Here is a 13,107-nt window from a genome sequence, read left to right on the forward strand (position 1 = left end):
CACTCCTCGTATACTTCCTCAACACAGCATAATGAATCAAGCGTTCCTTTTCAATGAAAAATTTTCAAAGATGTTTCCGTGCAAAATGATTGATCTTTCGAATGAGACTCTTTACATTGAATGAGTAGAGAAAAGAGTAAGGCTATCACATGCAGTGATTGCATGATACGTATAACCACTAATAGAGAGCAGGAGGTGCTGACATGAAGCAGCAAGAGCTAATCATTCGTCAAGCAGTCAAAGAAGATCATGAGGCCATCAGGAACGTGCTGATCAAATCCTATGCACAGTATGCGCCTCAATTTACAGAGGAAGGCTGGCAAGATTATTCTGCCGCGCTTGTAGCAGCTGTAGATAATCCGAACATGGAGCTGATGTTGGTGGCGGAGCTTGACGGCAAGGTTGTGGGGACGCTTCAAATGTTCCGATCATCAGAGCAAGCATATGACAATCCCGAAATGGGCATTACATCAGCCATCGTCCGGTTTTTAGGAGTAGATCCCGATGTGAGGGGAAAAGGAATTGCAGAGTCCTTGCTGCGTAAAAGTATTGAACTAACGCAATCATGGGGCGAAAATGTCCTGTATCTGCATACATCTGATAAAATGCAGGCCGCCATTCGCCTATATGAAAGAATGGGTTTTGAGCGTGCGCTTGATAAAGATTTTGTGAGCTCGAGTGGGACGCATGTCAAGAGCTATCAATATGTGATCAAGAAAGAACAGCCGGCAGGTTCATAATATAACGTGCAGCAAAAGGAAGAGCTTACGTCCATGGTCAGCTCTTCCTTTTTTCAATTTACGCCCATAGTGCCAGCGCCCAATATGATACCCCCCATGAGATGAAACCGAACATGACAAAGAATTTTAACATGCGCTCATAAGGAGACAGCTTTCGTTCTCTCTTCGTTTTCACTAGCTGCCAATAAAGGGCAAAGCCGCAAATCATGAGGATAATTTGTCCAAGCTGTGTAAAGTTTTCAAGAATCGTGATTCCGTTCATTTCTTTTCACCTCATTATTCATCTTCCAGAAGTAAAAGCGCAATCCTTTATTTCTTCAAAAAAAATCGGTGTATACTAGAAAGAAACGAGTGTTAGAGGGAGTTGTGCATATTGTTTTCGCTGCATGCGGATCGTTGGGATGAAGTCATCGAGAGAAAAATCAAATACGATCAAAAAGTTGTGGATCATACCTGTCAGCTGTTAGACGCACAGAAGCAGCAGGCTGTGCTGTTTCACAAGATTGAAGACCCGTTTACGATGAGGGCAGGTGATGGTGCTCTGACCATTCCAAAAGGGAGCTATACGACCGCTTATTATTGGAAGGATCGTCCTTACAACATATATTTCTGGAGAGATGATCAAGGGAAGGAACTAGGGTCTTATCTTAATATGGTGGGAGACACTCAATTCAACGGCCAGCTGGTCATGTTTGAAGACCTCATTATTGATCTCCTCGTTCTTCCGAATGGTGATGTCTTTGTGCTGGATGAAGATGAATTGCCGGAGAGTTTAGCGGATTTTGAACACGGTTCGGTGCAACGGGCATTAAAGCGCGTGATGGCTTCGTTAGAAAGCATTCTAGATCAAGTGAGGGCAGATGCCGAAGGAAAATATCATCACAGTTTGTTTGAGCCGATGTTGAAATAGAAAAAACGATTCCTCGCTGAAAGGAATCGTTTTTTTTGTTAAACCTTAATACGGTTTAATCGTTTTTGTAAATTGGTTTTTGTTTTGGAGGCTTTTAGCTGTTTGACAGCGCTTTGGGCCGCTGCTTTTGTTTTCTTTGTTCGTTTCGCTTCCGCTTTTTTGACCTTTTGTTTAGCGTCTGTCACTTTCTTTTGATAAGCGACTTGTTTTTTGACTTTGTCGAGCCGGTTTTGCAGGCTTGTTTTTTCTTTGCCTTTGTTTAGTTTTTTGATGGCCGTTTGAGCACTTTTAATAGCGCCCTGTGTTTTGTTTTTTTCGGCTGTTTTGACCTTTGCACGTGCCGAGCGGATATCAATGGCTGCTTGGACTTTCTTCACCCGTTCTGTGAGTGCTGTTTTTTGTTTGCTTGCAGTGAGCCGGCCAATTCTTGTTTTGGCTTGATTGACATCTTCCTGCTTTTTAGATGTTTCGGCTTTTTTAACAGCACTGGCAGCAGCCTTTAAAAAGGAGGATTGCGGCACATATTGCACGCGGCCATAGCCGAATTGTGGATCCCTCCCTTTTGCACCAAGATCCACTGTATAGCTGCGCAATAAAGTGCGAAGCTGTGCATTTGTTTTCTTCGGATGAAGCTGCTTTAACAGTGCCAGCATTCCTGTGACATGCGGTGCAGCTTGTGATGTACCCGTTGCATACCAATATTCATTTTTTAAATAAGTGCTGATGACGTTCTGGCCAGGGGCAGAAAATTCAATCCCTTTCCCTGTATTCGAGATAGACGCGAGTTTGTCTTTGTCAGTCGTTGCAGATACGGCAATGACGCTATTGTAAGCGGCAGGGTAGCTAATATGATTCTTTTTCCCATCATTTCCGCTTGCAGCGACTACAAGTAGTCCTTTTTTATAGGCTTCATCCACTGCTGAACGCAAGATGGGGATATTGTCTTCAAAGCCTAAACTTAAATTAATAATGTCCATCTTGTTGGTAATCGCCCAATCGATGCCTCGAAGCAGACTATATAGATCGCCTTCTCCCGTTTTATCTAACACTTTCACAGCATACAGCTTCACACCAGAAGCGACGCCGACTGTTCCATAATCGTTATTAAGCGCACCGATCGTGCCGGCGACATGTGTGCCATGTCCTTCATCATCTTTATAAGAGGATGTGTAGTTCACGAATGATTTACCGCCGGCTACCTTTAAATCCTCGTGTGAGAAAATGCCAGTATCTAAAACGGCTACTTTTACATTTTTACCAGTGACACCTTCTTTTATTGCTTGTTTTATATTGAGTTTTTGCAGGTTGTAAGATTTTTGTACCAATGCATCCTGATTAGTAGCAGCGGCTGTTTTCTTCACAGTAGAAGCTGCGAGTTTAACCTTTACGTTTTTTGAGACGTAAGCGATGTTTGGGTCTTTTTTGAGTGAGGTGACCGCTTGTTCATCTGCTGTCACAGCGACCGCGGGAAGATGTATGTACTGTGCGTTCACTTTCTCACTTTCCTCAATAGCTGTTTGTTTCCCTTTTTGGTTTTTATAGACGATGATAACATCTGTTTCTTTTGACGGTGCAGCTGCCTGCGAATGGAAGGGCAAAGCAGTTGTCAGCGCAAGAAGAAACGCGATGACGATCAATATTTTCCTTTTCAAGGCGTGGCTCCTCTCATCCGATGATCTCGGTCTTTTTTTCTCTATTATATCGGAGAAAGCAGAGGGATGGGATAGTAGAATTGTCGTCTTGTTGAGAAAGTTATTTTTACTAGTAACCTGAAATTGAAATTCATAGAATTCTAGTAGACAATAGAGACATCAAGATAAGAGAAAGAAGGACATGCTGATGAACGTAAAAGAGTATATGACGTATGATGCGACTGGCTTAGCAGCACTTGTGCGGAATAAGCAGGTAACGCCCGAGGAGCTTATGCAGGCTGCATTTAATAGATTGAATGAGGTCAATCCAGAACTAAACGCTGTGATACAGACGAGACAAGATCAAGTTTTAAAAGATATCAAGGAGTTACATGAGTATCAGCCATTTGCAGGCGTTCCGTTTGTGCTGAAAAATATATCACAAGGGATTAAAAACGAACCGCTGACAGCAGGCGCTTTGCTGTTAAAGGATGTAAAAGCCAACTCGGATTCGCACTTTGTTGATCGATTGAAGCAGGCTGGTTTTCTCATGATTGGGCATACAAATACACCGGAATTCGGTTTAAGAAATGTGACGGAACCTGCGTTACATGGGCCAACGAGAAATCCTTGGAATACGGACTATTCTCCAGGCGGCTCAAGCGGCGGGACAGCAGCAGCTGTTGCAAGCGGCATTGTACCTGCTGGCGGAGCAAGTGATGGCGGTGGTTCCATTCGGATTCCAGCCTCCTTTACCGGTTTGTTCGGTCTTAAGCCTACGCGGGGAAGAACGCCGGTAGGCCCAGGCGCAGGAAGGCAGTGGCAAGGGGCTTCCATCGACTTTACACTCACAAAAACCGTGCGGGACAGTGCAGCCCTTCTTGATCTTCTTCAAGTCATTCAGCCTGAAGCTGCTTTCCAAACTCCGTTATACGATGGCAGTTACCAAGAGGATCTGGTGAAACGTACATCTTCTATGCGAATTGCTTACAGTGTAGAATCTCCAGTTGGCACGAAGGTCAGTGAGGAAGCGAAGCAGGCGGTTCAGCAAACAGTGAAATGGCTGAGTGAGCAAGGTCATCAAGTAGAAGAAGCCAAGCCGGAAATTGATGGGGTTCATCTCATGCAGCAATATTACGTGATGAACAGTGGAGAAATGTCTGCGTTATTCACTTCCTTGGCTCGTTCGTTAGGGCGTCCAGTAAAGCTGGAGGAAACGGACATCGTGGCATGGGTGCTGGCGGAGGCTGGCAAGAATGTGACCGCAGCTGCTTATACAGAAAGTCTTGATGCGTGGGATCGGGCTGCTGCACAAATGGCGTCATTTCATCAAACCTACGATCTCTATGTGACACCAGCTACTGCCTATTCAGCTCCAAAGGTTGGTGAGCTTATGCATTCAGATCAGGAAACAGCCGAACTTTTACGTGTGTCATCTCTTTCAATGCAAGCGCAGCAGGATCTTATTTATGATATGTTCCTCAAGAGCTTGACCTACACCCCATTTACACAGCTTGCCAACTTAACAGGTCAGCCATCAATGAGTGTACCGGTTCATCTCACTAGCGCGGGCATGCCTTTAGGGGTACAGGTGACAGCGCCTAAAGGGAAAGAGGACTGGCTGCTCAGGCTTGCGGCGGAAATGGAGACATCCTCGATTTGGAAAGGAACTAGACAATTAAATCGATAACGCATGATAAGCGACTTTGGTCTATGGAGGGAAAAGAGTGTCACACGTGAGTACGAAGGATAAAATCATTCAAACGGCAGCACTTCTTTTACGTAAACAGGGATACCATGCGACAGGATTGAATCAAATTATCAGAGAGAGCGGCACACCTAAAGGCTCTCTTTATTATTACTTTCCAAATGGAAAAGAAGAGCTGGCCATTGCATCTGTTGAATACATTAGTCAAAAGGTCATCAATCAAATTGAAGAAGGCTTTGCTTATTCGGATGATCCGTATATTGCTATCGATCGTTTTATGACAAACATCATTAGAGGATTTATGGAGAAAGAAAGTGAAAGAGGGATTCCAATTGTCTTGCTGGCGGCAGAGTCAAAGCCGGAAAACACGCAGCTCCATGCCGCATGCAAACAAGAAATGATCCGCTGGCAGGAGCTTGTAAAAGAAAAGCTAATGAACAGCGGGTATGAAGAAAACAAAGCGGATGAGCTGGCTTCTCTCCTTCACTCAATGGTAATCGGTGGTCTATCGATGACCACTGCACTCAAACAAACGACCCCTTTAGAACACGTAAAAAGTTACCTTAGACACTTATTTATGCGAGAAGAGTAAAATCTCTCGCATATTGTCTATCTATTATATCAATTGGTCTATATAATATAGATAGTCAATTCGTCATGAGGAGTGATGGGATGTCGGAGCAACCGCAATCGATCAAGCAATCCGAAGGTACCTCTTTTTATACCATGTCTGGTTCAGGAAAACTGTATGGGCTGGAGAATCAGCTTGTTCAAATGCTGGCAGAAGCAAATCAAACGAATCAGCTGTTTGAGCTTGCCTTAATCACAGGTGGGAAAGGAGCTTATTTCCCGCTGCACTGTCATGAGCACTTATTTGAAACCATTTTTGTGCTGGAAGGAAAGCTTGAAGTGATGCTGGACGGTAAAAAATACATGGTAACTGCCTTTGATTATATTCATATCCCGCCCAAAACGATTCATGGCTACAGAATGCATAGTCATAAAACAAGATTTATTTCATATACGCTGGGCGGAAAAATGACAGGTGTCTATCAGCAAATTGGGAAGAGGCTTTTTCAGAATGAATGCTCTATGATGAATCATGCTTTCGATGCAGCCAGTTTTCAGCAGGCTGAAAAAGAAAGCGATATCATCCTGATGCATGGAATCAGAGAACTGTCCAATACAACGAGGCCCTCCGTTTTATTTCATAGTCAGCTCCCTCACGAAATAAAGTCCTATGTATTAGAGGCTGGTGAAGGGAAGCAATATATCATTGATGGTCAGATTCATGAGCTGATTGCAACAGTAGAAACAACAGGGGGCGGATTCAGTCATTTTGTGATTGAAGGAGCGAAGGAGAAATATTTCCCGCCGCATTATCATCAAGTTCATACTGAAGCGCTCTATTGTGTTGAAGGGAAAATGAACCTTCATTTGAATGGAGAAGATATTTGCTTGATGCCGGGTGACTTTGCCTATATCCCGCCTGATACGATTCACTCTTATGAATTTATGTCTCATTCAAATAAAATGTTGGTTTTGCTGCTACCAGGAGAAATTGAGCAGGTGTATGAGCAGTTTGAAGAATCTCCAAGACAAAGTATATGTCCCTATTTTATTCAAGAAGGGAATTTCATGTTCAATCGGGAGACTTCAACTCAATATGATTTGTTTTTTGTCGAAAAGGATTAAGTGTGTAACGCGTTACACAACATTATGAGTCTGTCGAAACAATCGACAGGCTTTTTTTATTTTTTGCCTCCTCCACATAAATTTCTCATTTGATGAATGAAGCATTCATTCAAGGTGAAGCTATGTAAAGATGACTTGAGCTAAAGGAGGAAATGCATGTGAGAGCCGTTACTTATCAAGGGAAAAATAGCATTGCAGTGAAAAAAGTAGATGCACCGTCGATTCAAGATCGAGAAGATGTGATTATACGGATTACATCGACATCAATTTGTGGATCAGATTTACATTTGTATCAGGGGAATTTCCCGCTTCCAATCGGCTATGTGATTGGGCATGAACCAATGGGGATTGTGGAGGAAGTTGGCCCGGATGTCACAGCCGTAAAAAAGGGAGACCGTGTCGTCATTCCATTTACCGTTGCATGTGGTAAATGCCAATATTGCGATCATCACTTAGAAAGCCAATGCGACAACTCAAACCCGCACTACGACTCGGGTGGACTTTTTGGCTATAGTGAGAAATATGGGAATTATCCCGGAGGACAGGCAGAGTATTTACGCGTACCTTTTGGAAATTACACCCCGTTTAAGATTCCAGAGGATTGTGAGCTGGAGGATGAACAATTGCTGTTCTTATCAGATGTCCTGCCAACCGCCTATTGGAGCGTAGAGCACGCAGGTGTGAAAAAAGGCGATACGGTCATCGTGCTAGGCTGCGGACCTGTTGGGTTAATGGCACAGCAATTTGCTTGGCAAAAAGGGGCGGAACGTGTGATAGCCGTCGATTACATCGATTACCGCCTGCGGCATGCAAAACGGATGAGCGGCGTGGAGGTTTTTGACTTTACAGAAGATCCCGACATGGGAGAAACGTTAAAGGAGCTCACCAAGGGCGGGGCCGATGTTGTGATTGATTGTGTGGGAATGGACGGGAAGAAGTCGCCGCTTGAAAAGATTGAGCAAAAACTCAAGCTCCAAGGCGGAACGATCGGACCCATTCAAATTGCCACAAAAGCCGTTCGCAAGTGCGGAACAGTGCAGATGACGGGTGTGTACGGCGGCCTGTACAATATGTTCCCATTAGGTGCTTTTTTCGCAAGAAACGTCACCTTGAAAATGGGCCAAGCCCCTGCTCGAGGATACATGTCAAAGCTCTATCAAAAAGTGAGAAGCGGTGAAATCGACCCTAGAGCCATTATCACACACAAATTGCCATTAGATGAAGCTGCTCATGCGTACCACATCTTCAATGACAAACAGGATGATTGTATAAAGGTCGTCTTAAAGCCATAAAAAGAAGGCTTAGGAATATTCCTAAGCCTTTAATGTGTGCTCGTCCATCATTTTTTCGATTAATTCAAAAAATGTTTTTTTATCTTCCTCTGAAAGGTGGTTGAACAATTGATTCACAAGCAGCTGGCGATTGTCGATCATTTGTTTAGCAATTTGTTCACCCAATTCAGAGAGTTCAATCCACACAGTCCGGCGGTCATTATTATTTCGAGAGCGGATAATCAGCCCTTCGTCTTCTAAGTGATTGAGAGCGGTTGTTGTTGCAGAGGGAGATAATGAAACTTCCTGAAGAATATTTTTCACAGTACATGATTGATGGCGGTAGATGATACGTAAAATAAATCCTTTAACATTCGTGACGTTTTTCGGAATATTTTCTTCATCTAATTGTTTCGTCGCCTTTAAATACTTTGTCAGTGCATGGTCTAACAAACTTGCCTCTAGCTCGAAATGTTGCATTCTCCATACCTCTTTTCCTATTGCATTCGCATTTTCCGATCAATTACTAGGTCTATCTTATCATAATAATCATCATGATTTAAACCAAAATGGAAGACGGCTATAAAATTACCTATATTATCAATTAATAAAAGGAACAATTCCAAAATGAAATTATTTTACTTTCAGCTGTTTTTATTTTAGAATGTGAATGAGATAAAATCTGCCAACCCAATTCGCTGGAAATTGGCTATTGGAAATCAAACGTTTGGAGATGAAGATATTGAATACTTTACAGGCATTACTAAACGACAGAATGGAACGCTCTTCACAAATTGAGGCGGTAACTGGCGGAGGTGTGTCTTATACATTTGAAGAATATGCAAAACGCATCGACCAGCTCGCTCATTACTTACATCAAAAAGGAATTCGAAAAGGCGATCGCATTTGCTTTATTTGTCAAAACCATCATCACTTTTCAACGATTATGCTGGCAGCCATTAAAGCAGGTGCAGTCGCAGTTCCGCTTAGCTGGCAGCTTACTTCTTTTGAGCTGGAAGGGATTTTGAAAAAAGCAGATCCAAAGGCTTTATTCTTTGATCGAGAATTCCGTGACATTATTGCTGCGGCGGATGTTTCTTTAGACAACTGCCTCATGGTAGAATCTGGTGTGAATGCGAAAACAACGCAGCTGTTTGAAGATATATTGGCTTCAAATGATGGCAGTGATCTTGCAGAAGAGGTATCAGAGGAGGATCTAGCGATGATCTTATTTACCTCTGGGACAACGGGTAATCCAAAAGGCTGTATGGTTGGACATGGACGAATCTATCAATTTTTAACAAGACGTGGGAATCGAGGATTTGACTTGAAAGGAAAGCGGTATTTAGCGAGTCACCCTCTGTATCATATGAGTTCAATTAATCACCTGATCGCCGCTGCGATTGAAGGGTATACGCTTGTCTTCTTACATGAGGCAACACCGAAGCGCATTTTAGAAACAATTGAAAAAGAAAGAATTACGTTCATGATGGCTTTCCCATCAGCTTATACGTACATGCTGGAAGAAATGAAGCGCGGTTCGTATGATCTTTCATCCTTTGAAATTGCGATTTCTGGTGGTACGAAGGTGCCGGTCCGTTTGATTAAGGACTACAAAGAAGCAGGCATTCAGATGATGCATGGCTACGGAAGCACGGAAGCATGGGTTGTCAGTGCGTGGCATCCTGCGATGGGCGAGGATAAAATGGGCTCTGCTGGTAAAGTGGATCCAGATGTAGAAGTGAAAATCGTTCATCCTGAGACAGAGGAAACATTGCCAGCTGGAGAAATTGGCGAAGTCGTCATGAGAAGTCCGTTTTATTTCTTAGGCTATTATCATCAGCCTGACGCAACTGCGAAGGTACTCAAAGATGGCTGGTTCCATATGGGAGATGCAGGCTATCTAGACGAAGACGGTTTTCTATTTATCACAGGCAGATACAAAGATGTGATTTTATACGGCGGAGATAATATCTACCCTGATCAAGTAGAAGAGGTCATTGAACAAATTCCGGGTGTGATTGAATCAGCTGTCATCGGGGTGCCGGACGAATTATATGGAGAAGTACCAAGTGCATATATCATAAAAGACGAATCCGTAGATTTCTGCGAAGAAGATGTGGTGAACTATTGTCAGGAACGTTTGGCCGATTACAAAGTGCCATCCATTCATTTCATCAGTGAACTGCCAAAAAACAAGCTTGGTAAAATCATGAAGAAAGATTTACGTGAATTGGTTGTGAATGCTTAGTACCTATTCTGCTATAATGAAATTTGAATGATTTTTTGTTTTTCTAACGTTTTGGAGGGAAAGGGTTTGCGACATATTCTTCGTAAGAAACACATTCACGATTTGTTGGAACAGAGCAGACAGCAAAAGGTAAAGAAAACGCTGGGCGGGCTTGATCTCACGCTTCTTGGTATAGGGGCGGTGATTGGTACAGGGGTTATGGTATTAACTGGAATTACAGCAGCTAAGGATGCTGGACCGGCTGTCATTTTCTCTTTTGCAATTGCAGCCATTGTGTGCAGTTTGGCAGCACTTTGCTATGCAGAAATGGCGTCAGCGCTCCCTGTATTCGGCAGTGCATACATTTATTCATATACAACCATGGGCGAGCTTGTAGGCCATTTGATGGGCTGGACCTTATTATCTGTTTATATGCTGACAGCTTCAGCTGTCGCCAGCGGCTGGTCGAGTTATTTCAACAGCCTGCTTGAGGGATTTGGAATTTCGATTCCGCATCAATTCTTAGCGGGGCCGGAGCAAGGCGGATATATGAATCTGCCGGCGATTATCATTGCTTTACTGATTGCGTGGATCTTATCTAGAGGAACGAAGGAAAGTAAAAAATTTAATAATATCATGGTGTTTGTGAAACTCGGTATTATTGTTCTTTTCATTGTAGTAGGCGGCTTTTATGTACAGCCAGCCAATTGGCAGCCATTTATGCCGTTTGGCGCAGAAGGTGTCATTGCCGGTGCTGCTGCTGTATTTTTTGCCTTTTTAGGATTTGATGCGATATCTGCATCAGCAGAAGAGGTGAAAAATCCGCAGCGGAACCTGCCAATTGGGATCATAGGTTCATTACTTATTTGTACGGTCATTTACATTGTCGTTTGTTTGGTCATGACAGGCATGGTGCATTATACAAAGCTGAACGTTACAGAAGCTATGTCCTATGTCCTGCAAAGTGTACATCAAAATAGCGTGGCTGGTATTATTTCTGTTGGTGCGGTCATTGGATTGATGGCTGTGATTTTCGCCAATAATTATGCGGCAACTCGAATTGCCTATGCGATGGGCCGAGACGGACTTTTGCCTAAAGTGTTTTCAAAAACAAACAAAAGCGATACGCCTGTTGCTAGCATATGGATGATTGGCGGAATGACAGCTGTTATTTCAGGCTTTATTGATTTGAAGGATCTGTCCAACTTAGCGAATATCGGTGCGTTATTAACGTTTGCCATGGTCAGTTTATCTGTGCTTATTTTGAGAAAGACACATCAGCAGCTTGAGAGGGGCTTCAGGGTTCCTTTTGTGCCGGTTCTGCCGATTATATCAATGGGCTGCTGCTTGTTCCTTATGCTCAACTTACCAGGCAGGACATGGCTTTACTTTGGGGTTTGGCTGTTAATCGGCGTCGTCATGTACGCAGCGTATTCAAACAAACACAGTGAATTAGCGAAATCTTCATGAGAAAAAGGTGCAAATCCGTTGACGATTTGTGCCTTTTTTCATACGATTTGGGATAAGCTATAAAAGAGATAATGGACGGAACAAGAGGAGGATGAGGGATATGATTAGTGTTAGTCCTTATATTGTTGTAGATGATGTGAAAGAATCTCTTCAATATTATCAAGGGATTTTTGGTGGGGATATTCAGATATTAAATGAACATCAAGACCGTGTCCTGCATGCTGAATTGCATCTTGGGGAATCGCTGCTTCATTTTTCAGATACGTTTGGACGCACGCCAAAGCCAGAGAATCTCAGATTGATCATGCAGTTTGACAATGAAGAAGAACTAAAGGCTGTCTATGAAGCACTGGAAGCTGATGGAGATGTACTGGTTGAATTACAGGATACCTTCTTTGGCGCACTTCACGGACAAGTACAGGACCGGAAAAACGGGTTAATCTGGGTTCTGAATTATATGAAATAGACTAAGACCTTCACGAGTGTGAAGGTTTTTTTGTGAGTGTTTTTATTTTCTGAAAAATGGAAAATATGCTATGTTGGAAGAATAAAAGGACAAGGAGAAGGGTGGCAAAGGAATGGAACAAATTGAGTTTCAATCAATCCAAACAAATGGTATAACACTTCATACAGCAATGGCTGGACCGGAAAATGGCCCGCTGCTTGTACTGCTCCACGGGTTTCCTGAGTTTTGGGACGGCTGGAAAAATCAAATCATCCCCTTGGCTAAGGCGGGCTATCGTGTTGTCGTTCCTGATCAAAGAGGCTACCACCTAAGTGACAAGCCAGAAGGAGTCGAATCCTACGTATTAGATAAATTGAGAGATGATATTGTGGGTTTGATCAAGACGCTGAGCCCGAACCAAAAGGCGATTGTCGGAGGACATGACTGGGGCGGGGCTGTTGCTTGGCATTTGGCTTCGACCCGTTCTCAATATGTCGAGAAATTAATCATTGTGAATATGCCGCATCCGCGGGTGATGATGAGGGTTCTTCCTTTTTATCCGCCGCAGTGGAAGAAAAGCTCTTATATCGCTTTTTTTCAGCTCCCAAATGTTCCAGAGGCAGCACTTCAAGAAAATCACTTTCAAAAGCTGGATGAAGCCATTGGGCTGACTGCAAGACCACATTTGTTCACGAAGGAAGATGTCTCAAGCTACAAGCTCGCTTGGACGCAGCCAGGCGCCTTGACCTCAATGCTGAATTGGTACCGAGCCATTAAAAAAGGCGGCTTTGAAAAGCCAATTTCAAAACGAATTCTCGTTCCTGTTCGCATGATCTGGGGGATGGAGGACAAATTTTTAAGCAGAAAGCTGGCGAAGGAAACGATTAAGATCTGTCCAAATGGCCAGCTGATCTTTGTCGATGATGCCTCTCATTGGATCAATCATGAAAAACCAGACGTCGTCAACAAACTTATACTTGAATTTTTGACATAAAGAAAAAAGCTCT

At 43.2% G+C, this 13,107-nt stretch carries 13 protein-coding genes; 10 read left to right on the forward strand and 3 right to left on the reverse strand.

Annotated elements, in window-relative coordinates:
• Nucleotides 1-203 precede the first annotated feature (203 nt).
• Nucleotides 204-740, forward strand: coding sequence for a GNAT family N-acetyltransferase (locus tag QR42_RS01440; protein WP_039176187.1), 537 nt, complete (start codon nucleotides 204-206; stop codon nucleotides 738-740).
• A gap of 58 nt (nucleotides 741-798) precedes the next feature.
• Here the strand turns inward: QR42_RS01440 and QR42_RS01445 are convergent, their stop codons facing one another.
• Complete coding sequence (locus QR42_RS01445; protein WP_039176190.1) at nucleotides 799-1,002, reverse strand: hypothetical protein; 204 nt, start codon at nucleotides 1,000-1,002, stop codon at nucleotides 799-801.
• 111 nt (nucleotides 1,003-1,113) lie between these two features.
• On the opposite strand from QR42_RS01445, the gene QR42_RS01450 reads away from it, so the two are divergent.
• Nucleotides 1,114-1,650, forward strand: a complete 537-nt coding sequence (locus QR42_RS01450; RefSeq protein WP_039176191.1) for a ribonuclease FAU-1 family protein — start codon at nucleotides 1,114-1,116, stop codon at nucleotides 1,648-1,650.
• Nucleotides 1,651-1,688: 38 nt separating this feature from the next.
• Here the strand turns inward: QR42_RS01450 and QR42_RS01455 are convergent, their stop codons facing one another.
• Nucleotides 1,689-3,302, reverse strand: coding sequence for a S8 family peptidase (locus QR42_RS01455; RefSeq protein ID WP_039176194.1), 1,614 nt, complete (start codon nucleotides 3,300-3,302; stop codon nucleotides 1,689-1,691).
• A 187-nt stretch (nucleotides 3,303-3,489) separates the two neighbouring features.
• On the opposite strand from QR42_RS01455, the gene QR42_RS01460 reads away from it, so the two are divergent.
• From QR42_RS01460 to QR42_RS01475, 4 genes are all read left to right on the forward strand, one after another.
• A complete protein-coding gene (locus QR42_RS01460; protein ID WP_039182959.1) occupies nucleotides 3,490-4,971 on the forward strand; it encodes an amidase in 1,482 nt (493 codons plus the stop codon).
• Nucleotides 4,972-5,008: 37 nt separating this feature from the next.
• On the forward strand, nucleotides 5,009-5,581 hold the full coding sequence (locus QR42_RS01465; RefSeq protein WP_224930128.1) for a TetR/AcrR family transcriptional regulator: 573 nt from the start codon (nucleotides 5,009-5,011) through the stop codon (nucleotides 5,579-5,581).
• A gap of 80 nt (nucleotides 5,582-5,661) precedes the next feature.
• Complete coding sequence (locus QR42_RS01470) at nucleotides 5,662-6,684, forward strand: quercetin 2,3-dioxygenase (protein ID WP_039176197.1); 1,023 nt, start codon at nucleotides 5,662-5,664, stop codon at nucleotides 6,682-6,684.
• A 158-nt stretch (nucleotides 6,685-6,842) separates the two neighbouring features.
• Nucleotides 6,843-7,976 (forward strand): zinc-dependent alcohol dehydrogenase, encoded by a 1,134-nt coding sequence (locus QR42_RS01475; protein WP_039176200.1) that lies wholly within the window; start codon nucleotides 6,843-6,845, stop codon nucleotides 7,974-7,976.
• A gap of 21 nt (nucleotides 7,977-7,997) precedes the next feature.
• On the opposite strand, the gene QR42_RS01480 is transcribed toward QR42_RS01475, so the two are convergent.
• Nucleotides 7,998-8,435 (reverse strand): MarR family winged helix-turn-helix transcriptional regulator, encoded by a 438-nt coding sequence (locus QR42_RS01480; RefSeq protein ID WP_039176203.1) that lies wholly within the window; start codon nucleotides 8,433-8,435, stop codon nucleotides 7,998-8,000.
• Nucleotides 8,436-8,697: 262 nt separating this feature from the next.
• On the opposite strand from QR42_RS01480, the gene QR42_RS01485 reads away from it, so the two are divergent.
• From QR42_RS01485 to QR42_RS01500, 4 genes are all read left to right on the forward strand, one after another.
• Complete coding sequence (locus QR42_RS01485; RefSeq protein ID WP_039176205.1) at nucleotides 8,698-10,206, forward strand: class I adenylate-forming enzyme family protein; 1,509 nt, start codon at nucleotides 8,698-8,700, stop codon at nucleotides 10,204-10,206.
• Between the two features lie 66 nt (nucleotides 10,207-10,272).
• On the forward strand, nucleotides 10,273-11,655 hold the full coding sequence (locus QR42_RS01490) for an amino acid permease (protein ID WP_039176209.1): 1,383 nt from the start codon (nucleotides 10,273-10,275) through the stop codon (nucleotides 11,653-11,655).
• Nucleotides 11,656-11,755: 100 nt separating this feature from the next.
• The gene (locus tag QR42_RS01495) at nucleotides 11,756-12,121 is read left to right on the forward strand and encodes a VOC family protein (protein ID WP_039176211.1); all 366 of its coding nucleotides are present in this window, start codon (nucleotides 11,756-11,758) and stop codon (nucleotides 12,119-12,121) included.
• Between the two features lie 112 nt (nucleotides 12,122-12,233).
• Complete coding sequence (locus QR42_RS01500; RefSeq protein WP_039176215.1) at nucleotides 12,234-13,094, forward strand: alpha/beta fold hydrolase; 861 nt, start codon at nucleotides 12,234-12,236, stop codon at nucleotides 13,092-13,094.
• Nucleotides 13,095-13,107: the final 13 nt, after the last annotated feature.

Source organism: Bacillus sp. WP8 (assembly GCF_000800825.1).
Lineage (GTDB): Bacteria > Bacillota > Bacilli > Bacillales > Bacillaceae > Bacillus > Bacillus safensis.

Excerpts from the sequence above, each read along its gene's own strand:
- QR42_RS01440 (WP_039176187.1), top strand. The coding sequence starts at position 204 with ATGAAGCAGCAAGAGCTAATCATTCGTCAAGCAGTCAAAGAAGATCAT.
- QR42_RS01445 (WP_039176190.1), bottom strand. The coding sequence starts at position 1,002 with ATGAACGGAATCACGATTCTTGAAAACTTTACACAGCTTGGACAAATT.
- QR42_RS01460 (WP_039182959.1), top strand. The coding sequence starts at position 3,490 with ATGAACGTAAAAGAGTATATGACGTATGATGCGACTGGCTTAGCAGCA.
- QR42_RS01470 (WP_039176197.1), top strand. The coding sequence starts at position 5,662 with ATGTCGGAGCAACCGCAATCGATCAAGCAATCCGAAGGTACCTCTTTT.
- QR42_RS01480 (WP_039176203.1), bottom strand. The coding sequence starts at position 8,435 with ATGCAACATTTCGAGCTAGAGGCAAGTTTGTTAGACCATGCACTGACA.
- QR42_RS01495 (WP_039176211.1), top strand. The coding sequence starts at position 11,756 with ATGATTAGTGTTAGTCCTTATATTGTTGTAGATGATGTGAAAGAATCT.
- QR42_RS01500 (WP_039176215.1), top strand. The coding sequence starts at position 12,234 with ATGGAACAAATTGAGTTTCAATCAATCCAAACAAATGGTATAACACTT.